Genomic DNA, 23,412 nt, shown 5'->3' with positions numbered 1-23,412 from the left:
TTCAAATTTTTGAATCGGGATTTTATCTTTTGTAAATAAAAAACTTATCTTAAACTGGCTCCAAGTTCCGTTTCAAAATTCTTTTGCAGTTTGCTCATAATTTTATCGATTTGAGTATCAGTCAACGTTTTTGAATTGTCTTGAATTGTAAAACTTATCGCGTACGATTTTTTACCTTCCGGCAGATTTTGGCCTTCATAAACATCAAATAAATTAATATCTGTTAAAAGTGTTTTTTCGGTCTGACGTGCAATATTGTAAATGCTGTCGTAGGTCACGTTTTGATCAATTAGCAGTGCTAAATCCCTACGAACTTCCGGATATTTATGAATTTCGGTATATTTTATTTTAGTTGAAACTAATTTCAAAATCAAAGCCCAGTTAAAATCAGCAAAAAATACTTCTTGTTTGATTCCAAAATGTTTTCCTATTGATTTTTTAACCACGCCAAATTCTACTAAAATGTCTTGACCACATCCAATGGCAATCCCTTCAGAAAAAATATCAGACGCAACAGGCATATTCTGTGTTTTTTGAATACCCAATCTTGAAAGAATTCCTGAAACATACCCTTTGAACAAAAAGAAATCGGATGGCTTTTGAGAAGAGGTCCAGTTTTCATTATTTCTGTTACCAGTTAGGAACAAGCTTAAATGTTTCTTCTCTTCGTAACCCGCAAGATAATTATGATATGTTTTTCCAAATTCGAATAGTTTCAAATCTGCATTTTTACGATTGATATTATACGAAACTGCTTCCAATCCTGAAAACAGTAAAGATTGTCTCATTGTCGATAAATCAGCACTCAACGGATTAAGCATTGTCACATTGTGAGTTGCATTCAATTCCTCTGAAAGATCTATGTAGGAAGCTGTTGTTAGAGAATTTGCCATCATTTCGTGAAAACCTTGAGAATTCAATTGTGTAGCAACCGTATTTTGTACTTTATAATCTTCGTTTCTTGGTGAATTTGAAACTGTGGCATTTAATTTTTTAGAAAAATTAATGTTGTTGTATCCATACACTCTTAATATTTCTTCGATTACATCTATTTCTCTCTGAACATCTACGCGGTAAGCAGGAATAGTCAAGCCCAATCCTGCATCTGAAACACTGTTGACTTTAAGGTCCAATGAAACCAATATTTTTTTAATCGTGTCTTTAGGCAATTCCTGACCAATAATTTTAGCTACTTTGCTGAAGTTTAAAAATACAGAAAAGTCTTCGATTTTCTTTGGGTACACATTTACAACATCAGATGTTATTTCTCCGCCAGCTACTTCCTGGATCAATAAAGCGGCGCGTTTCAAGGCGTATTCCGTAATAGTTGGGTCAATCCCTCTTTCAAAACGGAAAGAAGCATCGGTATTTAATTGATGTCTTTTAGCAGTTTTTCGAATGCTCACAGGATTAAAATATGCACTTTCTATAAATATAGAATTAGTGCTTTCAGAAACACCTGATTTTTTTCCGCCAAAAACCCCAGCAATGCATAATGGTCCTTTTTCATCACAAATCATTAAGTCTTCTTCGTGTAAAGTTCTTTCTACGTCATCAAGTGTAGTAAATTTTGTTCCCGCGGGAAGCGTTTGCACAACTATTTTACCGTTAATTTTTGACGCATCAAAAGCGTGAAGCGGCTGGCCTAATTCATGTAAAACATAATTGGTGACATCGACAATATTGTTTTTTGGATTTAATCCAATAGCTTTCAATCTGTTTTGTAACCATGCCGGAGATGGTTTTACCTCAATTCCAGAAATGGTAACACCGCAATATCGGGGAGCAAGTTTAGGTTCCTTTACATCGATATCAATTTTCAACGTTCTTTTGTCTACTCTAAAATTGCTCACAGATGGCGTAATTAGTTCCACACTGACACCACTTTGTAACATTCCCGCTCTCAAATCTCGTGCTGTTCCCAAATGACTCATTGCATCAGCACGATTTGGTGTCAAACCAATTTCAAATACTTCGTCATTCTCTATTTTGAAAACTGTTGCAGCAGGAGTTCCTGGTACTAAAGAATCATCTAAAATCATAATTCCGTCATGGCTTTCACCAAGACCTAATTCATCTTCGGCACAAATCATTCCGTGGCTTTCCTGTCCGCGTATTTTACCTTTTTTTATTGAAAAAGCAATGCCTTCGTTGTCATATAATGTTGTTCCAATGGTGGCTACAGGTACTTTTTGTCCTGCGGCAACATTACTGGCACCACATACAATTTGTACAGGAGCGCCATTCCCTAAATCAACGGTAGTTATTTTTAATCTATCGGCATCCGGATGTTGAATACAAGTAAGAACATGTCCCACAACAATGCCTTCTAATCCGCCTTTTACCGATTGGTATTTTTCAACAATTTCTACTTCCAGACCTAAGTCAGTTAGTAAAGCTGCAGTTTCCTCAGATTTCCAGTCTATTTTAATGAATTGTTTTAACCAGTTGTAAGATATTTTCATCTGTAAATTTTAATGAGATTGCTTCGTCAGTTCGACCTTAGGTCTCGCGTGCAAATATAAGGATTGCAGATTGGAGTAAGAAACAATTTTTTTGGTTTTTTACAACTGATTGGGGATATTATGTGCTTATGAGAAATATTAAATTAACAATGTAAAGCATAGATCATTATGAATTAAATAATAAAATTAGGTTAAAAAAACACAAATGAAAATTTAATGCTATTAGTTGGAAGAATAGTGCTATTCTAATAAGCGGTATAAAGGTATATTTGATAAAATATAAAAATATAACGATATGGATAACGTAGTGCAAAGACCTGAATTTAAGGCACAATATGATAATTATATAGGAGGCAAATTTGTTGCACCAATAGGAGGTCAGTACTTTGATGTAGTTACTCCAGTGGATGGGAAAGTGTATACAAAAGCTGCTCATTCGACTAAAGCTGATGTCGATTTAGCAGTTGATACTGCACATGAAGCTTTTCAGACATGGGGAAAAACATCTGTAACTGAACGTAGTAATTTGTTAAATAAAATTGCGCAGGTTATGGAAGATAATCTGGAATATCTTGCAACTGTTGAAACGATTGACAATGGAAAAGCAATTCGCGAAACTTTAGCTGCCGATATGCCGTTGGCAATTGATCACTTTAGATATTTTGCAGGAGTGATTCGTGCAGAAGAAAGTTCAATAGCCGAATTAGATTCGCAAACTGTTTCCATCGCTTTAAGCGAACCTTTAGGAGTAATTGCTCAAATTATTCCTTGGAATTTTCCCATTTTAATGGCAGTTTGGAAACTTGCTCCGGCGTTAGCCGCAGGAAATACCGTAGTTTTAAAACCAGCTGAAAGTACCCCAATTTCTATTTTGATATTGATGGAATTAATAGGCGATATTCTTCCTCCCGGAGTTATAAATATTGTAAATGGGTTTGGTGCTGAACTTGGAAGAGCTTTGGTAACCAACAAAAAAGTTTCGAAAGCAGCTTTTACAGGTTCAACGCCAACAGGTCGCTTAGTGATGCAATATGCAACTGAAAATATTATTCCTGTAACATTAGAATTGGGTGGAAAATCTCCAAATATTTTTATGAAATCAGTCGGTGATGCTGATGATGATTTCTTCGATAAAGCGATTGAAGGAGCGGTAATGTTTGCTTTAAATCAAGGTGAAATTTGCACTTGTCCGTCACGATTATTAGTTCATGAAGATATTTATGATAAATTTATCGCCCGTGTAATTGAAAGAACAGAAGCGATTAAAATGGGAAATCCATTGGACAAAACTACGATGATGGGAGCTCAAACTTCATTGGTACAAAAAGAAAAAATTCTTTCTTACATTAAATTAGGAAAAGAAGAAGGCGCCGAAGTTTTGACCGGCGGTGAAGAACATAATTTAGAAGGCAATTTGTCTGAAGGATATTATATAAAACCAACTCTTTTCAAGGGACATAACAAAATGCGAATTTTTCAAGAAGAAATTTTTGGACCTGTTTTGGCAGTGACTACCTTTAAAACTACAGAAGAAGCAATTGCAATCGCTAACGATTCGATGTATGGTTTGGGAGCCGGGCTTTGGACTCGCGATGCACACGAGATTTATCAGGTACCAAGAGCTATTCAAGCAGGACGTGTGTGGATTAATCAATACCATTCTTATCCTGCAGGAGCACCTTTTGGAGGGTACAAACAATCCGGAATTGGTCGTGAAAATCATAAAATGATGTTAGGTCATTACCGCCAGACAAAAAACATGCTGATTTCTTATGATAAAAAGAAGTTAGGTTTCTTTTAATAGTTACAGATTTTGGTTAATCTTAAACCTGGCAGATTTTATAATTTGTCAGGTTTTATTTTAAATTAAAAAAAAAATGATAAAAAGAATAGATGCCACAGGGAAAGCAATAGAATTAATCAAAATTTTACAGGAAAAGCACGGAGATTTGATGTTTTACCAAGCCGGAGGATGTTGCGAAGGATCGCAGCCACAATGTTTTGAAAAAGGAGGTTTCTACCAAAGATTGGGTGATGTTTGTATTGGTACAATAGAAAATACAGAGTTTTGGGTGGACAAGGATTTGTTCGAATATTGGAAACATGCCCATTTTACTTTGGATGTAATTGATGCATTTGGCGTTGGAGGATTTTCTTTGGAAACTCCGCTTAAAAAAACTTTCCGAATAGAATATCGGATTTTTACACCGGAAGAAGAACTTTCGCTGGAGCCAGTAACCTACATTGAATGAAAGTTAGTTGACAAACAATAATTGATATTGTTTAGGTGTTATTCCTTCATGTTTCTTAAACAAACGAATAAAATAATTACAATCTTCAAATCCGGATAAATAACAAACTTCATTAATTTGTATGGAAGGATTTTTGAGCAATTGTTTTGCACATCTCATTTTTTCGCCAATAACAAATTCAATAGGACTCATTCCCAATTCTCTTTTGAAAAAACGATAGAACGATGTAGTGCTCATGCATGCTTTTTCGCTCAAATGTTTCATGCTGAAATTTTCCTTTAAATTAGACCGAATGAATTCCACTACTTGTGTAATAGGATTTTTTGGATCCGTAAACAAACCGTCCTCAATTGCTTTGGCAGTTTGTGTCTGAATAATACGAATTAATAACTCCTGCAAAGTTAAATCAGCTAAAGCATCTTTAGTAATCGACGTGCTCATGCATTCTTTAATTAACTTATTAATCGTCGTGGCTAATTCGATATTATTATAAAAAAAATAATTTTGGTAGTTCAATTGCCAGAATTGGTCGTTTCCTTCTTTTGGATAACGCTCATTCAGAAACTGTAATGTATCCGTAATTTTTGTTTGTTCTATCGCCAAAGCAAGGCATTGCGTAGGATTATTTTTTGAAGCCTCCGGAAAATCAATTTTCATTTCTACATTCGACGGAATAACAACGGTTTCGCCTGGTAAATATACAAATCCCGGATCGTCAAAAAGATGCATTACTTTTTTGCCTCGTAACATGCTGGTCACCACAAAATCATTAAACTTCAAAGGAACCAACGCTGAAGATTCATAAGTCTCAAAAAGGTTCAGCTCACAATGGTTCAACGAATAAACGGTTCTGTTTTCAACTAATGTTTTCAACGATTTCTCGTTAGATAAAAGAGGTGGATTTATAAAAGCACGGTTACTGTTCATAGTTTTAAACTTAAAGGAAGGTAGAGTTTAAATTTAATGAAAATAATTTTAATCAAAGTGCAGTTTAACAAAATTTAAATTAATTCTTCGATATGTTTTTTGATATTCTCAGCAATTTTTTGAGTTGGTAAATCGTTCTCATCGGTTCCAAAAGGATCTTCAATTTCCTCCGCAATTAACTCCAAACTAGCCAAAACATAAAAAATGAAGACAACTACCGGTATAACGTAATAACCTAAACTGATAGCGTATCCAAAAGGAAGAGTTAGTACATAAAAGAAAATAAATTTCTTAAGAAAAGCACTGTAGGAATAGGGAATAGGCGTGTTTTTAATTCGTTCACAAGCGCCGCATATATCAGTAAACGATTTTACTTCATCGTTTAAAATGATCAGTTGATCGCCCGTAATTTTTTTGGAATCGTATAAATCATTAATCTTCTGAAACAACATTTTAGCGACTTGATTGGGTTTGTGTTTGTGGTGGTCAATTTCTAAATCGACATCATCAAATAGCTGTTTGCCGGTTTCCTCATCTTTTAAATGTTTGTTTAAAATAGAAGCGTAACTGGGAATTAATTTTCTGAAGAAAGCTAAATCTTTTTCATCTGTTAAAATTACCGAAAGTTTAATGGCAAAATTGCGGCTGTTATTCACCAAAGCACCCCACATTTTGCGTCCTTCCCACCAACGGTCATAAGCTGTATTAGTTCTGAAAACCAACAACAATGAGATCACGAAACCAAGCATCCCGTGCATAAGAGTAATGTTTTTTACATAACTTTTATCAGTTAATTTCCAGTATTCTACTTCTAAATAGCCTATAATCCCAGAATAAATTCCGATGGCAAACATTATCGGCAGCAATGTTCTAAAGGTATCTGCCTTTTGCAATTTAAAAATAAAAGTAATCCAGTCTTTTGTATTGTATGAAATCATTTAAGATGCTTTTTTTAACAAAAGTAAATCAAAAAATAAGATTTCCTGCCAATTCTCGAAGCGCAATTTCAGATAATTTTCCTTGAAATTGAGCGTTGCTGTAGCGCACTTTGGCATTCACATAATTCAATTGTGCGGTTCTGAATTCTAAAGTAGTGATAGTTCCAATGCGGAATTTGTCTAATGTTATGTTCAAATTTTGTTTAGCAATCGATTCATTTTTTTCTTCCAAAGCAATCAATTCTAAATTTGTCAAATACGTTTGATAGGAAGTAGCCAATTGTGAATTTAGAGCTAAGTTTTGCTGATCAATATTTAATTTAGAATTTTCAATTTGAATTTTGGAGATTTTTTCATTTCGGTTTTGTGCAAAACCATCAAATAAATTCAATGAAGCGCTGAAACCATAGTTCAAACCTCTAGATTGTGATTGTGCCACAAATCCCAGACTGGATTGACTTTCTGAGAAATTATAGGCAGTATTCACTCGAACGGTAGGATAACGTGCCGCTTTTATTTGTTTTAATTCTAATTCAGCGACTCTCTTATTTATGATTTGTGCTTCTAATTGTGGATTTTGTTTTTCTGCTAAGGCTTTTAGTTCGGGCAGTAATAATAAGGAATCTACTTTTAGAACATCAATTACTTTAAAATCTGTAGCAACATCTCTTGCCAGCAATTGGTTTAACAAAATCTTACTGTTTGCATACAATTCTTTTTGTCGTAACAACGCAACCTGATCCGTATTCATATCTACTTGAGCGTTCAAAAGTTCTAACTTAGACGCTTTTCCTATAGTGAATCTGTTTTGTGCTAAGGTCAATCGCTGGTTTGAAATAACGATTGTTGTGTCCAAGGCAGCTAATTGTTGTTGTTGCTGTACCAAATCATAATACGCGGCATTCACATCACTGATTCTTGTGATTACGGTTAATTTTAATTGTGCTTCGCCCAATTTTTGCAACTCCTTCAACTGATCCATTCGGGCAAACATACGCAGACCATCAAAAATGGTCCAATCTAATCCGACGCCATACGTCAAACTATTGTTTTTAGCGTTATCCAATTCATTTTCTGTCCCGTCCTGACGTGTTTGAGAACTATTCTGAATACTATTGTTATCAAATACATTAGCAGTAACAGTAGGTAACATTCCCGCATTTCCAATGGCTACATTTGTTTTTTGAATAGTCAAATTATTGGTAGCAATTTTTATTTCGTAATTGTTTTCCAAGGCTATTTTAACCGCGCTTTCTAATGTCAAAACTTCCTGTGCATTAATTTTTGTTACGAAAAACAGCAGTAGTATTAAACTTTGAAATAGTATTTTAGGGTGTGTCATAATTATATTTTTTTGCTTCGCAATTAAAGATTTTCTTTAAATCTTTATATTCTGAGGCATCAGCGTTGCATTGAAATTAGTTAAAATCTTTTTCATATTCTTCAATATGATCAAATTCTGGATAGTGTTTTCTGGCTCTTGACCACATTAAATACATCGCTGGAATAACGAATAACGTTAACACTAAAGAGAAAATAGTTCCACCTACAATAACGACTCCCATTCCAATTCTGCTGGTAGAAGCTGCTCCAAGTGACATCGCAATTGGTAATGCGCCTAATGAAATGGCCAAACTTGTCATTAAAATTGGTCGTAATCTCGCTTCCGAAGCTTCTAATATGGCTTCTAATTTTGGTTTGCCTTGTTCCCGGAGCTGGTTCGCAAACTCGACAATCAGGATTCCGTTTTTGGTTACCAAACCAATAAGCATTACGGTTCCAATTTGGCTGAAAATATTCCAGGTCTGGTCAAATAACCACAAGGAGAATAAAGCTCCCGCAACGGCCATGGGCACGGTCAGAATAATAATGAAAGGATCAATAAAACTTTCAAATTGTGCCGCCAAAATTAAAAATATCAAAAGCAAAGCCAGTCCAAATGCAAAAGCAGTGTTCGAACTACTTTCAACAAAATCCCTGGATTCTCCACCTAAATCAGTTGTAAAAGTATCGTCAAGAACTTTCGCTTTAATTTCATTCATCGCATCAATTCCATCGCTGATACTTTTGCCCGGAGCAAGACCTGCAGAAACAGTGGCTGCCATGTAACGATTGTTGTGGTATAATTGTGGCGGATTACTTTTTTCTTCAATAGATACCACATTGTCCATTTGAATTAATTGTCCCATGTTATTTTTCACAAACATAGACGTTAAATCCAGTGGTTTCGAACGGTCTTTTTGGTCAAATTGTCCAATAACCTGATATTGTTTTCCATTTCTCATGAAATAACCAAAACGCTGTCCGCTCAAGGAAAGCTGTAACGTTTGTGCAATATCAATCACTGAAATTCCTAAACTTTCCGCTTTCTCTCTGTCAATGGTGACATTAACTTCTGGTTTGTTGAATTTTAAATTCACATCACTAACTGCAAAAGTTGGGTTTTTAGCAACTTCATCCATGAAAACAGGAATTTTTTCTTCCAGTTTTTTAAAGTTTGTTGCTTGAATAATGTATTGGATTGGCAATCCACCACGTCGGTTTACGGCAATTGTTGGTTGCTCGATTACGGATGTTTTTGCATCAGGATATTGCTTGGTCCATTTGGTTAGTTTCTCTGCAATTTCTTTTTGCGAATCGGTTCTTTCATTTGGTTGCACCAATGATACCCGAATAAAACCACTGTTTACCGATGAAGATCCAAAACCTGGAGATGTAATAACCAAGGCTACTTTTTTGCCCGGAATCGAGTCATCGACCAACTGCGATACTTCCTGCATGAAGCGATCCATGTATTCGTAAGAAGAACCTTCGGGTGTGGACATTCGCATGACAAAACCACTACGATCGTCATACGGTGCGGTTTCTTTTTGCAAAAGGTTAAAAAACAAATAAATTAATCCAAAACAGGCAATCAATATAGGAAAGCTCAACCATTTTTTCTTCATAAAACGGCTTAATGAATTTGCGTAACCACTGTTTAATTGTTGAAAATAAGGTTCGGTACGGATATAGAATTTTGATTTTTTTTGCTCGCCGCCTTTCATCAAATAAGCATTTAACATCGGAGTTAATGTCAAAGATACAAAAGCCGAAATCAGTACCGCTGCGCCAATAACGACGCCAAATTCCCTAAACAGTCTCCCGACAAATCCTTCGAGGAAAATTACCGGAAGAAATACCGCTGCTAAGGTGACTGAAATTGAAATTACAGCAAAGAATATTTCGTTAGATCCTTTGATCGCAGCTTCGATAGGCGTCATGCCTTCTTCTACTTTTTTGAAAATATTCTCGGTGACCACAATTCCATCATCTACAACAAGTCCAGTTGCCAGAACGATCGCCAATAATGTCAATACATTTATAGAAAAGCCAAAAAGCCACATGATAAAGAACGTAGCGATCAGCGAAACAGGAATATCAATCAATGGCCTGAAAGCAATTGCCCAATCCCGGAAGAATAGATAGATAATCAAAATTACCAAAACAATAGAAATCCCTAATGTTTCCGCTACTTCAATAACTGATTTTTTTACAAAAATTGTATTGTCAATGGCGATATTCAATTTAATATCTTTTGGTAAATCCTTTTTTAATTTTTCGAATTCCTTATAAAAAGCAGTAGAGATATCTAAGTAATTCGCTCCCGGAAGTGGCACAATTGCAACACCAACTAATGGTGTTCCGGATTGTGTCATTTTGGTTTCTACATTTTCAGGTCCAAGGCTTGCTAATCCAACATCGCTGAAACGCACCACTTTTTCGCCTTCTGTACGGATAATGATATTATTGAATTCCTCAGCAGTAGAAAGGTTTCCCACTGTTTTTACCGTCAATTCCGTATTGTCTCCCGTTAGTTTTCCAGAAGGCAATTCAACGTTTTGTTTATTCAATGCATCTCTCACTTCCGATACGGTACAGCCGTAAGAAGCCAGTTTAATAGGATCAATCCACAAACGCATCGCATATCTTTTTTGTCCCCAAATTTGAACTCCACTTACGCCGGGAATAGTCTCCAGACGTTGTGAAATTACATTTTCAGCATAATCACTAAGTTCTAACGCATTACGGGTATCACTTTGCACGGTCATCGAAATGATGGCATCACCATTTGCGTCGGCTTTCGAAACTACCGGAGGAGAGTCAATGTCTTGAGGAAGATTTCTAACGGCTTGTGATACTTTATCACGAACATCATTAGCGGCATCTTCTAAGTTTTTATCCAAATTAAACTCGATGGTGATATTGCTGCTTCCTTGCGCACTGGAAGATGTTACATTTCTAATTCCGTCAATGGAATTAATTGCTTTTTCAAGTGGTTCTGTAATCTGAGATTCAATGATGTCAGCATTTGCACCGGCATAATTCGTTCGGATAGAAACTTGTGCCGGATCAATAGAAGGAAATTCGCGGACCCCTAGGAACGTGTAACCAATTATTCCAAATAATACAATCGCTAAATTAATTACTATGGTGAATACAGGTCTTCTAATACTTGTTGTGGATAAACTCATTTTTTTAGAATTATGAGTTATTAGTTATGAAGTATGAGTTAGACAATGAAACTCATAATTCATAATTAATAACTTTTAAAATTATTTTATTAGAACTTTTACAGGAGTTTCGTTCTTTAGTGACATTACACCACTTGTAATCACGGTATCGCCAGCTTTCAAACCAGAAAGTACCAAGATAGAAGCATCCGTTCGTGTAGCGGTTTCTATCATCACTTCTTTGGCCTGACCATTACTGGAGATGAAAACTTTTTTACCGTTTTGAACCGGAATGACAGCTTCAGTAGGGACTACAATCGCGTCTTTTATAATATCCAAAGGCAATTCGACATCCGCAAATGTTCCCGGTAATAATTTTCCGCTGCTATTTTCGGCAATCGCACGAACTTGTAACGTTCTGGTCGCTACTGCCACTTCTGGCTCGATGGCGTATACCTTAGCGGTAAATTTATCATCAGAACCTGCAACCTTAAAGGTTAAATAGGTGTTTGTTTTTACTTGATTAGCGTATTTTTCAGGAATAGAGAAAGTGATTTTTAATTTTCCTGTATTGACTAATTTCGCTACCAAAATCGCTGGTGTAATGTAAGTTCCCGGCGAAATAGAACGCAATCCAATTTTCCCTGAGAATGGCGCTCTGACGGATGTTTTGGCTATTTGCGCTTTTATCAATTGACTTTGGGCTTGTGCCGATTTTAAATCAGCGCGAGCTAAATCATATTCTTCCTGGCTGATGGCCTCTTTTTGCAGTAATAATTTGGCTCGTCTTTCGTTTTCTGAAGCCAATCCTTCTCTGGTGGACGTTTGTCTCAATTGAGCTCTTAATTCTAAATCATTTACTTTAAAAAGTACTTGACCTTTACTTACGTTGCTGCCTTCTTGAAAATAAATACCTTCTACAATTCCTGAAACTTCACTTCGAATTTCGACTTGTTCATTAGCTTCAATAGAGCCGGAAAGGGATAAGTTGTTATCAAAAGTTTGTGGTGTTGCAACAATTCCGTTTACATTCATCGATTTACTTTTTCCTTTTGGATCTTTTGAATCTCCGCTTTTGCTTTTATTTTCTGTGATTCGGTATCCAATAAATCCTATGATTCCAATGGTCAATAGGGCATAAACTAGGTATTTAATTTTCATTTTTATGGTTTAAAGTAGGATTAGGTTTCAGTATTTTTCGTTAAATGACAAATTTAGGTTTTAGAAACGGGAATTATGAATTTGTTAATTTTAATTTAACGTTTGTACATACAAATATTAACAATTGATCAAAGAAGCTTTTTAAAAATTCATACAGCCCGATATAAATCTAAAGATTAGGACTTCTTAAAACGCAAATGGTTTAATCAAGAATTGAAAAAATGAGGTTTTAAGGCAATAAAATAAACAGCATCATGTTGAAACATATAAGACAGATAAGTTTTTATAAATTTAATTATTATTGAATTAAAAATTTTTAAAACAAATAAATAACTGATTTATAGTATTTTAAATTAACAATAGAAGTTACAATCACCAGTATCTTGGATGAACTTACATGTCCGACAAGGTAATTTTTTTTTGTGCCACACATTAATCTAACTAATATAATTCCAAATATTTTTCTTTTTGGTCATTTCGATAAAAACAGCTCTCAAAGCGGCATGTTCCGGTTTTTGCATGCCCGAATCATCTTTCAGAAGTTTTAATGCATAATTTCTGGCTAAAGCCAAAGTATCTCGGTCTCGAACCAAGTCGGCAATTTGAAGATTTAAAACACCGCTTTGTTGGGTTCCCATTAAATCACCGGGACCACGTAGCTTCAGATCGACTTCGGCAATTTCGAAACCATCGTTTGTTTGTACCATAGTTTCCATTCGGGTCTTGCTGTCGGAACTCAATTTATGGCTCGTCATCAGGATACAATAACTTTGTTCGGCGCCACGGCCCACGCGACCGCGAAGCTGATGCAGCTGCGATAATCCAAATCGTTCCGCACTTTCGATAATCATTACACTGGCGTTTGGGACATTCACGCCGACCTCAATTACGGTTGTGGCGACCATAATATTGGTTTTTCCTTCCGAAAAACGTTTCATTTCGGCATCTTTTTCGGCGGGTTTCATCTTTCCATGAAGTATGGAAATATAATATTGAGGCAACGGAAAATCTCTGGAAACACTTTCATACCCGTCCATTAAATCCTTGAAATCCATTTTTTCGGATTCCTGAATTAACGGGTACACAATATAGATTTGGCGACCCAAAGCGATTTCGTCCCGAAGGAATTTCCAAACCTTCAAACGGTTGCTGTCAAATCGGTGTACGGTCTGAATTGGTTTTCGTCCCGGAGGCAATTCGTCAATCACTGAAATGTCTAAATCGCCATATAAACTCATCGCCAAAGTTCGTGGAATAGGCGTAGCGGTCATCACTAAAACGTGTGGCGGAATCACATTTTTCTTCCACAATTTAGAGCGTTGTTCTACGCCAAAACGATGTTGCTCATCAATTACAGCCAGTCCTAAATTCTTGAATTTTACTTTGTCTTCCAATAAAGCATGCGTTCCGATAAGAATATGTAACGTTCCGTTTTCCAGTTCCTCATGGATAATTCTACGCTGCGCTATTTTAGTCGAACCCGTTAGGATTCTGATATTTATATTTAAAGTTTCTGCCAATTCGGATAAACCGATAAAATGCTGGTTTGCCAAGATTTCCGTGGGAGCCATCAAGCAGGCTTGGAACCCATTATCAAGCGCCAAAAGCATGCTCATAAAGGCCACAATTGTTTTTCCGGAACCTACATCACCTTGCAGCAAACGGTTCATTTGGGCGTTGCTTCCCATATCGGTTCGGATTTCTTTAATAACTCTTTTTTGTGCATTGGTCAGTTGAAAAGGCAAATGATGTTGGTAAAAATCATTGAAATTTTCGCCTACGGTTGCAAACGGATGTCCTTTTATTTTATGTTTCCGAATGAGATTCTTCGTGATTAATTGCAATTGAATAAAGAACAATTCTTCGAATATTAATCGGAATTTGGCTTTTGCCAAAACTTCGGTGCTTTTTGGAAAATGAATGTTGAATAAAGCCGCTTTTTTAGGAATCAGTTTCAATTCGTTGATTAAATAATCTGGCAGAGTTTCTGTAAACAACGCTTGTGTTTCCAGAAACAATTGTTGCATCAGTTTATTAATCACCCGGTTTGAAATTCCTCGATTGGTCAAGGTTTCTGTCGAAGGATATACGGGTTGCATGGCTGAGCGCAAGCTTTTTTCATGCTCGCTCAACAACTCAATTTCAGGATGCGCCATGTTAAAAGTACTTCCAAAAGAGGTGCATTTGCCAAAAATCACACAGATTTCATTGAGTTTTAAACTCTCCCGAATCCATTTGTGACCCTGAAACCAAACGAGTTCCATTTGGCCTGTATCATCGACAAAAGTCGCCACCAAACGTTTTTGGTTTCTGCCAAACTCAACGGTTTTGATGTTAATTATTTTACCGATAATCTGAACCTCGGCAATGTTGTTTTGCAGTTCGTTAATCTTGTAATACCTTGTCCTGTCAATGTATCTGTTTGGAAAAAAATTAACCAAATCCACATACTTATAAATCCCCAATTCCTTACGGAGCAATTCGCCCCGATTGGGACCAACGCCTTTGAGGTATTCAATTGGAGTAAGTAGGAGGTTTTGCATTTAGATTTTATTGGACACGGATAACACGGATTTGCTTTTCTCGACTTCGCTCGAGATAACAAAACGCGGATTAAAACGGATTTTTAATTTGATGGAGCGAAGATAGTTTTTTGTTTGGAAATCTGGAAATGCGATTGTTTGGAAATGGAGTAGGAAAATATGTATATTTGAGGAACTAATCATGCTATTTATTATTTAGCAAATTATTTTTTTTAAACAGGTAATATTAAAAGAGAAAATGACGACAAAACAAATACAAAATCTTGGAAATGCATTCAACTCAATTTTAAGAGCCGACTATATAACACTTGATAAAATTAACGAATTAGAAAATCTAGAAGGATATTTTGTTGATTACTTTGGTATCTTACAAAGTATACTTCAAAAACAAGATAATTTTATTTCTGGACGAAGAGGAACAGGAAAAACGACAAATTTATTACGTGGATATTATGAATGCTTAAAGACAATATCACCAAAATTAAAAAATAAAAAAAGTATTTTTAATGATGAAAAAATCTTACCAATATATATTGATTTAAGTACTTGTAATGAACTATTTGATTCCGCTGATAATCTACATTTAATAGAAGTTCATTTTGTTAGACAAATAATAGAATCTTTAAAAAAACAATTAGAACTTATGTTCGACGATAATTATCTATTAATTTTCAAAAAAGAAAATCCAGCATTAGATGATCTAGATTATATCGAAAAAGTTCTTGTAGAAGGAATTGCTTTAAGAAATGAATCAAAAACTTCAATATCAAGTTCAAGTAAAACTTCTGAACAATCTGGAGTATCTTCTAAATTATCGTTAACTGATATAGAAGTTAATGGCAAATTATCCTCTAGTTTAGATATAGAAGAGGGAAAATCTTATTCACAATTAAGAGGAATTAATGTTCTAGATTTTTTAAATAAAATAAATGACATTAAGAAAAAGGCTAAAATTGATAATATCTATATTTTTATTGATGAGTATTCTGACTTATCCGAAATTTCTCAACAAAAATTTTCCGGTTTATTAAAGACATTATTGGGTTCCAGAATGGGGATGTTTTTTAAAGTAGGTGTTATTACTGATAGATACGATTTTGGAGATAAAATAATTGTTGGCAGAGATATTTTTCCAATACCGTTAGATTTTAATGAATATGTTGAAAGATACGGTGGTGCTATGGCGGCAGTTAAGAAAATGCAAGAATTCGTAGAATTATTAATTGCTAAAAGAATTAGTATTTTTTGTCCAGAAATATCAATTACAGAACTTTTTAAAGGTAATAAAGATCAAGCATTTTCAAGAATTACAAAAGAAGCAATTGGAGTACCTCGCACTATTGGTATGATTCTTCAGCATTCTTTTATTCAAGCTCAAACAAATGATAATAGAATTGGATTATCTGAATTAAATTATGGTATTTCTTCAGCTAGAAAAACTTACCAACGTCAATTTCAAGGGAGTATAAAACGAAAATTATTATCAGGATTTTATATGGATATGTGGAATGCAATTATTGCAAAAGCAGTCAGCGAGAAAAATAAACATCCTGATAGACCATCTAGTCATTTATTAATTGACCCTTTAAGGAAAGATTATTTAAATATCTTATGTGAAAATTTCCATCTTCATTTTTTAGCAGAAAACATAGCGTCAAAATATGGAGGAAGTTATAATTTATATAGCATTGATTATGATATTTGTAATGAATACAATATAAAGTATGCAGAAGAAAAAGATGAATATACAGCAATTAGATTTATCTATGACAATGTATTAAATGCCTTTGATCCATATTTTACTAAAGAAAAATCAAAAAGTTATAGATGTCCAAAATGCAATAAAATTTATGATGAAAATGAAGTTGTTAAATTTAAAGTAAAAAGATGTTTTGATGATGATGAATTATTGATTGAAATAATTCATCTTGAAATTCCAAAAACAGAAGGAAATTATGCAGAAGTTGAAATTAAAATACTGGGTCAAATATCTTCATTATCTATTGATGAAGCAATGAATGCAAGAGAAATTGCTGATGCTGTGGGTTGTACAATACAAAAAGTTTCACTGTGGAGTTCTAAAGTGTTATTTAAAAAAGGATTACTAAATATCGATCAAAGAGAAAAAAACTATTATTATTCTATAGATTAGTAAAAAATAATAAACTGTAAATAGTATAATTTCAAAATTATTACTCAGATATAAAATTGCATTTCAATAAACTTCCTAAATTAGAACAAAACACAATATCTTCGCAAAAATAAAAAGCTTAAAAAATGACAACTCATCTAGCATTACTCCGCGGTATCAATGTTTCCGGTCACAGTATGATAAAAATGGAGGCGCTAAAAACGACTTTGGAAGCCATTGGTTTTCAAAATGTGCAAACGTATATTCAATCAGGGAATGTTTTTGTGGATACTGAGGAGGAAAATCCTGCGGCTGTTGGTTTCAAAATAAAGCAGGAAATTTTCAAGGCTTTTGGTCATGAAGTGCCTGTTGTGGTGATTGGTTCCGCTGATTTAGAAGCGTGTTTCAAGAACAATCCTTTCTTGAAGGAAAAAGATATTGATACTAAGAAGCTATATGTGGCTTTTATTTCGACCACGTTGCAAAGTACCAGTATGAACGATTTGAAAATTAGCCAATTCAAACCGGATGAAGCCAGTATTGATGGCAACAGAATTTTTATAAAATATGCTGTTGGCGCCGGAAAGACCAGATTCGACCAAAAATATATTGAGAAGAAACTGAATGTTATCGCAACAATCCGAAATTGGAATACAGTGACGCAATTGCTAAAAATGTACGAGGAAAGAGAATAAGACTTTAAGTCTAGTTCAACCGCTAATTCGCTAATTTTTAAATGTTATCATCCATTTGAAATTTGCGAATTAGCGGTATTTTTTTAGAGTCGAAATAAGGATGTTTCAGAATCTATTTTCACATAGAAAAAAACATTTATGACTTGACGCAACCTTTTGCAAGAAGAATAATCTAAAATATCTTTGTGTAAATAAGGGAACATACTATTTTACGATTTTAGTTAAAAAGTTAATTATAAGTACTTATAAAAACATTTTAATAAGGTTTAGTTTTGGTTAATTTTAGGGTTATAAAGCACTTTTGATAAGGAGTACTCATAAGTTGAAAAAACTTTTGATGCTCTTTTTCTATTTTAAACATATTAATTAACTCGATCTTAAAACGGCGTATTTTCTAACCTTTAAATCCATTATTTTTCAACCAAATCACAATACCAAAACCCAAAATCAAAAGCATCAGAAACACTTGTATCGCAAGCGGTATCGGAGAAGCCTCGTTTTTCTGGTTTTTCATATTTTCGGTACACAATTTCACCAATTTGAAAATCAATTGGTTTTGAAAAAATGGGTCCATCAAAAGTGAAGGTATGAAATTCACCATTTTCGCCGCAAACATCAACATTTTCAGGTAAGTCATTGATGAAATCCTGGTCAATCAAACGACCCACAAAGCTTTTATCCAAGAAACGCTCATTGACGCAAACCACAATCGTTTTAAAACCTAAACTGATAAATTCCTGAATAAGTTCGTGAGTTGGAATTTTCCAGAGCGGGAAAACGCCTTCGAAACCTATTTCGGTCAATTTATCTTCACGGTATTTACGTAAATCTTCGAGAAAAATATCGCCAAAAATAGAATGTGTTATGCCTTGGCTTTTTAGTTTGGCCAATGTTTCACGCACAACGTTTTCATATACTTCCATGGTTGGCATTTCGGGAATTTGCATGATTTCAAGTGGTAATCTGATGCATTCTGCTTGCTGCTGCAATAATTCCACTCTAACACCATGCATAGAAACACGCTGATATTGCTTGTTTACGCTGGTTAACAAGCAGGCAATTTCAATTTCAGGATTTTGGAGGGTTTTATATAAGGCTAGCGCAGAATCTTTGCCGCTGCTCCAGTTAAATAAGGCTTTCTTTTTCAAAGTAATTATCTTCTGAATTATTGGAGGTAAACTTACAAAATTAGATGGATTAGTTTGGGAAACCTTTGTAACTTTGAAAATCATGCATAATCATTTTAAATGCCCTTATTTAAAAATAGATATCAAACCGAATCGAATAGATTAAAAAATTGGGATTATTCCAGTGAAGCTATCTATTTCATTACGTTAGTGGCTCAAAATAGAGAGTGTATTTTTGGAACTATTGCTGATGATAAAATGACACTAAACGATAATGGGAAAATCATTGAAACGGAATTATTGAAATCAATTGTAATTAGGGAACGTTGGTTTTTCCATAATTGGGTTGTTATGCCCAATCATATTCATTTGTTGGTTGAAATAAAAAATGATAATTCTATCCCGTCTGTAGAGACGCACTGCAGTGCGTCTCTACCCAGTGCGTCTCTACCCAGTGCGTCTTTACCCAGTGCGTCTCTACAATTGGAATCTGATTCCCATTCGGAATCAAAACCACAAAAATTCTCCCGGAAACCGAATTCCATATCATCGTTTGTTGCAATTTTTAAATCGGTTACCACCAAACAAATTAATACATTAATTAATAGTAATGACGCACGACGTAAAGACGCACGACGTAGAGACGCACTGCAGTGCGTCTCTACCAAAGAAACGGAACAACCAATGATAAATACCATTTGGCAATCAAATTATCACGATCATATCGTCCGAAATTATAATTCATTCGATACCATATATCACTACATAAAAAATAATCCAAAAAATTGGAATACAGATTCCATAAATTCAAGTTCAGAATGAAATATCTATTCTTTTTTATTTCCACGTTCACGTTTGCCCAACAAACCCAATTTGTTAATTTTAAATCGGTTCTCGGAAAAATTACCGTAAATCCAATTGAAAAATCAGTTTCTGGAGATGTTGATTATGATTTTGACGTTTTGAAATCCATTGATACCATTAAAATTGATGCTCAAAATATGGAATTTTCTAATTTGAAATTGAACGGAAAATCGGTTAATTATAACAATACACAAAAACAATTGCAAATTATTTTTCCGTTTAAAAAAGGAAAAAATAATCTGACTTTTCAGTATTTGGCAAAGCCAAAACAAACTATTTATTTCGTTGGTTCAGAAGCAAATGATAATGTACAAATTTGGACACAAGGACAAGGAAAATACACCAGCCATTGGTTTCCGAGCTTTGATGATGTGAATGAAAAAGTGGTTTTTAATTTGAATATTGTATGCAATAACGAGTATCAGGTAATTTCAAATGGAATTTTGAAATTTAAATCAGGACTTGATGGACTTTCGCTTTGGCAATATCAAATGCAAAAACCAATGAGTTCCTATTTATTGATGCTTGCCATCGGAAAATTTGAAAAAAACATCCATAAATCAAAGTCGGGAATTCCATTAGAAATGTATTTGGAACCAAAAGACGTTACCAAATTTGACCCAACGTATCGCGGTTCTAAAACGATGTTTGATTTTTTAGAAAAAGAAATAGGAGTAAAGTATCCTTGGGGTATTTATAAACAAGTGCCCGTTCGGGATTTCTTGTACGCCGGAATGGAAAATACATCAGCAACGCTTTTCAACACGCGTTATGTGGTCGATTCCACAGGTTTTGAGGACAGAAGTTACACAAATGTAAATGCACATGAATTAGCGCATCAGTGGTTTGGAAATTTAGTCACTGCCGAAAGCGGAAAACACCATTGGTTGCAGGAAGGTTTTGCTACCTATTATGCGTTGCTGGCCGAAAAGGAAATCTATGGAGAAGATTATTTTTATTCCAAATTAAATGAGTCGGCATCACAATTAAAATTTGCTTCCCGAACGGATACCATTCCTGTTTTGAATGCTAAAGCCAGTTCGTTGACTTTTTACCAAAAAGGAGCTTGGGCACTTTTTGTTTTACATGAAGAAATAGGAGATAAGGCATTTAAAAAAGCGGTGAAAAAGTATTTGAAAAAACATGCATTTCAGAATGTGAATACTGAGGATTTCTTTGCTGAAATCAGGAAAATATCAAGATATGATTTGGCTAATTTTAGTAAAGTATGGCTTGAGACTACCGTTTTCAATACGCAACAAGCCAATAGTTTATTACTTAATAATAAATCGATTCAGATCCTATTTGAAGTTGATAAATTAAAAAACAAACCGTTGTTAGAGAAAAGAGATTTTTTGGAAAAAACAATGCAATCTGATGTTTATTTTTCGGTAAAAGAAACGATTCTGAATCAAGTGAAAAATGAAAAATGGGAGGATAAAAAGAGTCTTTTTATTTTAGCTTTAGAAACTAAAAATGTGCAATTGCGCCAAACGGTTGCTGCATCATTGAATGAAATTCCAGAGAGTTTCAGAACGCAATATGAAACTTTATTAGGGGATAAATCGTATCAAACACAAGAAATTGCGCTGTATAATTTATGGAGTAATTTTCCGGAACAACGCATTCAATATTTGGATAAATCAAAAACCTGGATGGGTTTTAATGATTATAATTTACGAACATTGTGGCTCACATTGGCCTTGTCAACGCCAGCTTATGCTATCGATAAACGAGCTTTGGAAACCGAATTAATACAGTATTCATCAATCGATTACGAAGCGAATACACGTCAAAATGCTTTGGAGAAATTGCTTGCTTTCAAAATAATAAATGATGTTGTTTTGGGAAATTTGGTTAATGCAACTACACATCATATGTGGCAATTCTCGAAATTTGGGAGAGATAATATTCGAAAATTATTAAAAAATCCAGAAATGAGAGTTTCTTTGGAAAGAATAGTTTTGGAATTAAATGAAGCCGAGCAATTTCAATTGAATCGACTATTGAAAGAGTAAGAATTGATTTTAGCGAGGATTTAATAACCGCTAATTCACTAATTTTAAAAGATTATCCCTGATGAAATTAGTGAATTTTAGTTTTTTTTTAACGTCATAAGTTTACCACATTTGACTCACTTCGTTTTTGATGTAAGCCAAAGCAGCATTACTTGGAGATTGTTTTTCCATTAAATCATTCAAAATTACTTCCCGTAGTTTATCAGCACTGTTTACACGATCGCTAATATTTGCTTTACGAATCATTTGAATGGTACTGTTTTTTGCCGTGACAATAATCGTCCAACATTCGTCTGACATGTATATTTGTTGGGCTAAATTGTGTTCAAATTCCTGCTCGATTTGTGAAATAATAAGATTTTCATAATCGTTTTTATCATTAGAAATTGGTGCAATACGAATTAATAATTTGGTGGGATTAATTCGTTCCAGATACAATGCCATGCGCTCATAAGCTTGCAAGCGTATAGGTAAAGCGTCTTTTTGGGCGTCTTTTTGTAACAACCAGCGTCTTGTATTTTGTTGGTCATTGAAATAAGCGTTAAATAAGTAATAGGCAACTCCACCGGTGATTAATGAAGGTATCGTGTACGCCAGAATTTCTATGATTTTTATTGATTCCATTTTGATGTAAAATTTTAAAAGCAAAAATATACTTTTTCGAGTACAAATCTATATCTATTTAATAGCAATAAACCGATCCGAATAGTATTTTTGTCTACCGTAACAGGAATATTTAAATTAATATAATGGAAACGTACGTTTTAGTTTTACTTTGTTTAGCGGCCTTTGCTGCAGGATTTATTGATGCAATTGTGGGCGGTGGCGGATTAATACAAACACCTATGGGACTGATTTTATTACCTACTTTACCAGTTGCAACCGTAATTGGAACCTTGAAAGTTCCTGCTTTTAGCGGCACTTCCTTTGCAGCATACCAGTATCTGAAAAAAGTGGATATGAATTGGAAACTATTGTCGATTATGATGCTTTTGGCATTTCCTTCGGCATTTTTGGGTTCCACTTTATTGACTTATGTGAGCAATGATTTCATGAAACCGTTATTGTTGGTCGTTCTTTCGTTTTTAGTGATTTATACCTATGCTAAGAAAAATTTTGGACAACACATTGAAAAAAATCATTCTCCGAGAACCCAAATATGGAATGCGATTGGAATCAGTTTTGTAGTTGGTTTATACGATGGATTTATCGGACCGGGAACAGGAAGTTTTTTGGTCGTGGCATTTATTGCCATTATGGGTTTCGATTTTTTGCACGCTTCCGCAAATGCTAAAATGGTGAATCTGGCGACAAATTTCGGTTCTATTTGTTTGTTTATTTTAAAAGGAAAAATCATTTGGGCAATTGCCTTGCCAATGGCTGCCAGCAATGCTTTGGGCGGTTGGATTGGTGCAAAACTGGCCATTAATAAAGGAAATAGTTTTATTCGGATTTTCTTTTTGGTTGTGGTTGTAGGGACTTTAATCCGTTTTGCGTACGATGTGTTTTTTAAATGAATACAGGTGTTAAACATATAAGTCATATCAGTTTTTAATTTGAATTAAGACAAGAAAAACCAATACTTCATTTTGACAAAACACAACTTTACAAAGAGCGATTTAACATATATTCGCACTAATATCAATTTTTTGAAAAATCAGTTTCTTTAATTTAAATGACTTATAGGTTTAAAATTAAGGACTGTTTATAATAGAATATAGTGCTAAAAAAAGTGCATAAACGAACTGATATTTCTCATTTGGTTCAACAAATAAAGAATGGTTTTTTAGCTTCATAT

General features: G+C 34.4%; 16 protein-coding genes. 7 read left to right on the top strand and 9 right to left on the bottom strand.

The window, feature by feature from the left end:
- Positions 1 to 44 precede the first annotated feature (44 nt).
- A complete protein-coding gene (pheT, locus tag E0F89_RS13820; RefSeq protein WP_131910362.1) occupies positions 45 to 2,465 on the bottom strand; it encodes a phenylalanine--tRNA ligase subunit beta in 2,421 nt (806 codons plus the stop codon).
- Positions 2,466 to 2,760: 295 nt separating this feature from the next.
- Here pheT and E0F89_RS13815 point away from each other — a divergent pair, with 295 nt between their 5' ends.
- Positions 2,761 to 4,266, top strand: a complete 1,506-nt coding sequence (locus E0F89_RS13815; protein WP_131910361.1) for an aldehyde dehydrogenase family protein — start codon at positions 2,761 to 2,763, stop codon at positions 4,264 to 4,266.
- Positions 4,267 to 4,342: 76 nt separating this feature from the next.
- Positions 4,343 to 4,717, top strand: coding sequence for a DUF779 domain-containing protein (locus tag E0F89_RS13810; RefSeq protein ID WP_131910360.1), 375 nt, complete (start codon positions 4,343 to 4,345; stop codon positions 4,715 to 4,717).
- Positions 4,718 to 4,720: 3 nt separating this feature from the next.
- Here the strand turns inward: E0F89_RS13810 and E0F89_RS13805 are convergent, their stop codons facing one another.
- From E0F89_RS13805 to recG, 6 genes are all read right to left on the bottom strand, one after another.
- Positions 4,721 to 5,644, bottom strand: coding sequence for an AraC family transcriptional regulator (locus tag E0F89_RS13805; RefSeq protein ID WP_131910359.1), 924 nt, complete (start codon positions 5,642 to 5,644; stop codon positions 4,721 to 4,723).
- 74 nt (positions 5,645 to 5,718) lie between these two features.
- Positions 5,719 to 6,582, bottom strand: a complete 864-nt coding sequence (locus tag E0F89_RS13800) for a bestrophin family protein (RefSeq protein WP_131910358.1) — start codon at positions 6,580 to 6,582, stop codon at positions 5,719 to 5,721.
- 28 nt (positions 6,583 to 6,610) lie between these two features.
- Positions 6,611 to 7,924 carry a TolC family protein gene (locus E0F89_RS13795; RefSeq protein ID WP_131910357.1) on the bottom strand — a complete coding sequence of 438 codons (1,314 nt, stop codon included), beginning with the start codon at positions 7,922 to 7,924 and terminating at the stop codon, positions 6,611 to 6,613.
- A gap of 76 nt (positions 7,925 to 8,000) precedes the next feature.
- Entirely contained in the window at positions 8,001 to 11,096 is a 3,096-nt protein-coding gene (locus E0F89_RS13790; protein ID WP_131910356.1) for an efflux RND transporter permease subunit, read from the bottom strand.
- 81 nt (positions 11,097 to 11,177) lie between these two features.
- The gene (locus E0F89_RS13785; RefSeq protein ID WP_131910355.1) at positions 11,178 to 12,236 is read right to left on the bottom strand and encodes an efflux RND transporter periplasmic adaptor subunit; all 1,059 of its coding nucleotides are present in this window, start codon (positions 12,234 to 12,236) and stop codon (positions 11,178 to 11,180) included.
- Positions 12,237 to 12,673: 437 nt separating this feature from the next.
- Positions 12,674 to 14,779 carry an ATP-dependent DNA helicase RecG gene (gene recG / locus E0F89_RS13780; RefSeq protein ID WP_131910354.1) on the bottom strand — a complete coding sequence of 702 codons (2,106 nt, stop codon included), beginning with the start codon at positions 14,777 to 14,779 and terminating at the stop codon, positions 12,674 to 12,676.
- 238 nt (positions 14,780 to 15,017) lie between these two features.
- Here recG and E0F89_RS13775 point away from each other — a divergent pair, with 238 nt between their 5' ends.
- Both E0F89_RS13775 and E0F89_RS13770 read left to right on the top strand, forming a co-directional pair.
- Positions 15,018 to 16,931: an ORC-CDC6 family AAA ATPase gene (locus E0F89_RS13775; RefSeq protein WP_131910353.1), complete on the top strand. Its 1,914-nt coding sequence runs from the start codon at positions 15,018 to 15,020 to the stop codon at positions 16,929 to 16,931.
- 125 nt (positions 16,932 to 17,056) lie between these two features.
- A complete protein-coding gene (locus tag E0F89_RS13770) occupies positions 17,057 to 17,605 on the top strand; it encodes a DUF1697 domain-containing protein (protein WP_131910352.1) in 549 nt (182 codons plus the stop codon).
- A 410-nt stretch (positions 17,606 to 18,015) separates the two neighbouring features.
- Here E0F89_RS13770 and E0F89_RS13765 read toward each other — a convergent pair whose 3' ends face one another.
- Positions 18,016 to 18,753, bottom strand: coding sequence for a Dph6-related ATP pyrophosphatase (locus E0F89_RS13765; RefSeq protein WP_131910386.1), 738 nt, complete (start codon positions 18,751 to 18,753; stop codon positions 18,016 to 18,018).
- Positions 18,754 to 18,852: 99 nt separating this feature from the next.
- Between E0F89_RS13765 and E0F89_RS13760 the strand changes: the two genes are divergently transcribed.
- Positions 18,853 to 19,554, top strand: a complete 702-nt coding sequence (locus E0F89_RS13760; protein ID WP_131910351.1) for a transposase — start codon at positions 18,853 to 18,855, stop codon at positions 19,552 to 19,554.
- Positions 19,551 to 21,614, top strand: a complete 2,064-nt coding sequence (locus tag E0F89_RS13755; protein WP_131910350.1) for a M1 family metallopeptidase — start codon at positions 19,551 to 19,553, stop codon at positions 21,612 to 21,614. Before E0F89_RS13760 ends, E0F89_RS13755 begins: the two co-directional genes overlap by 4 nt.
- Positions 21,615 to 21,716: 102 nt before the next feature.
- Here the strand turns inward: E0F89_RS13755 and E0F89_RS13750 are convergent, their stop codons facing one another.
- Complete coding sequence (locus E0F89_RS13750) at positions 21,717 to 22,238, bottom strand: DUF7935 family protein (RefSeq protein WP_131910349.1); 522 nt, start codon at positions 22,236 to 22,238, stop codon at positions 21,717 to 21,719.
- A gap of 125 nt (positions 22,239 to 22,363) precedes the next feature.
- Between E0F89_RS13750 and E0F89_RS13745 the strand changes: the two genes are divergently transcribed.
- Positions 22,364 to 23,131 carry a sulfite exporter TauE/SafE family protein gene (locus E0F89_RS13745; protein WP_131910348.1) on the top strand — a complete coding sequence of 256 codons (768 nt, stop codon included), beginning with the start codon at positions 22,364 to 22,366 and terminating at the stop codon, positions 23,129 to 23,131.
- Positions 23,132 to 23,412: the final 281 nt, after the last annotated feature.

Source organism: Flavobacterium caseinilyticum, assembly GCF_004349085.1.
GTDB classification, from domain to species: Bacteria; Bacteroidota; Bacteroidia; order Flavobacteriales; family Flavobacteriaceae; genus Flavobacterium; species Flavobacterium caseinilyticum.
This window is presented reverse-complemented; position numbering and strand designations above follow the sequence as displayed.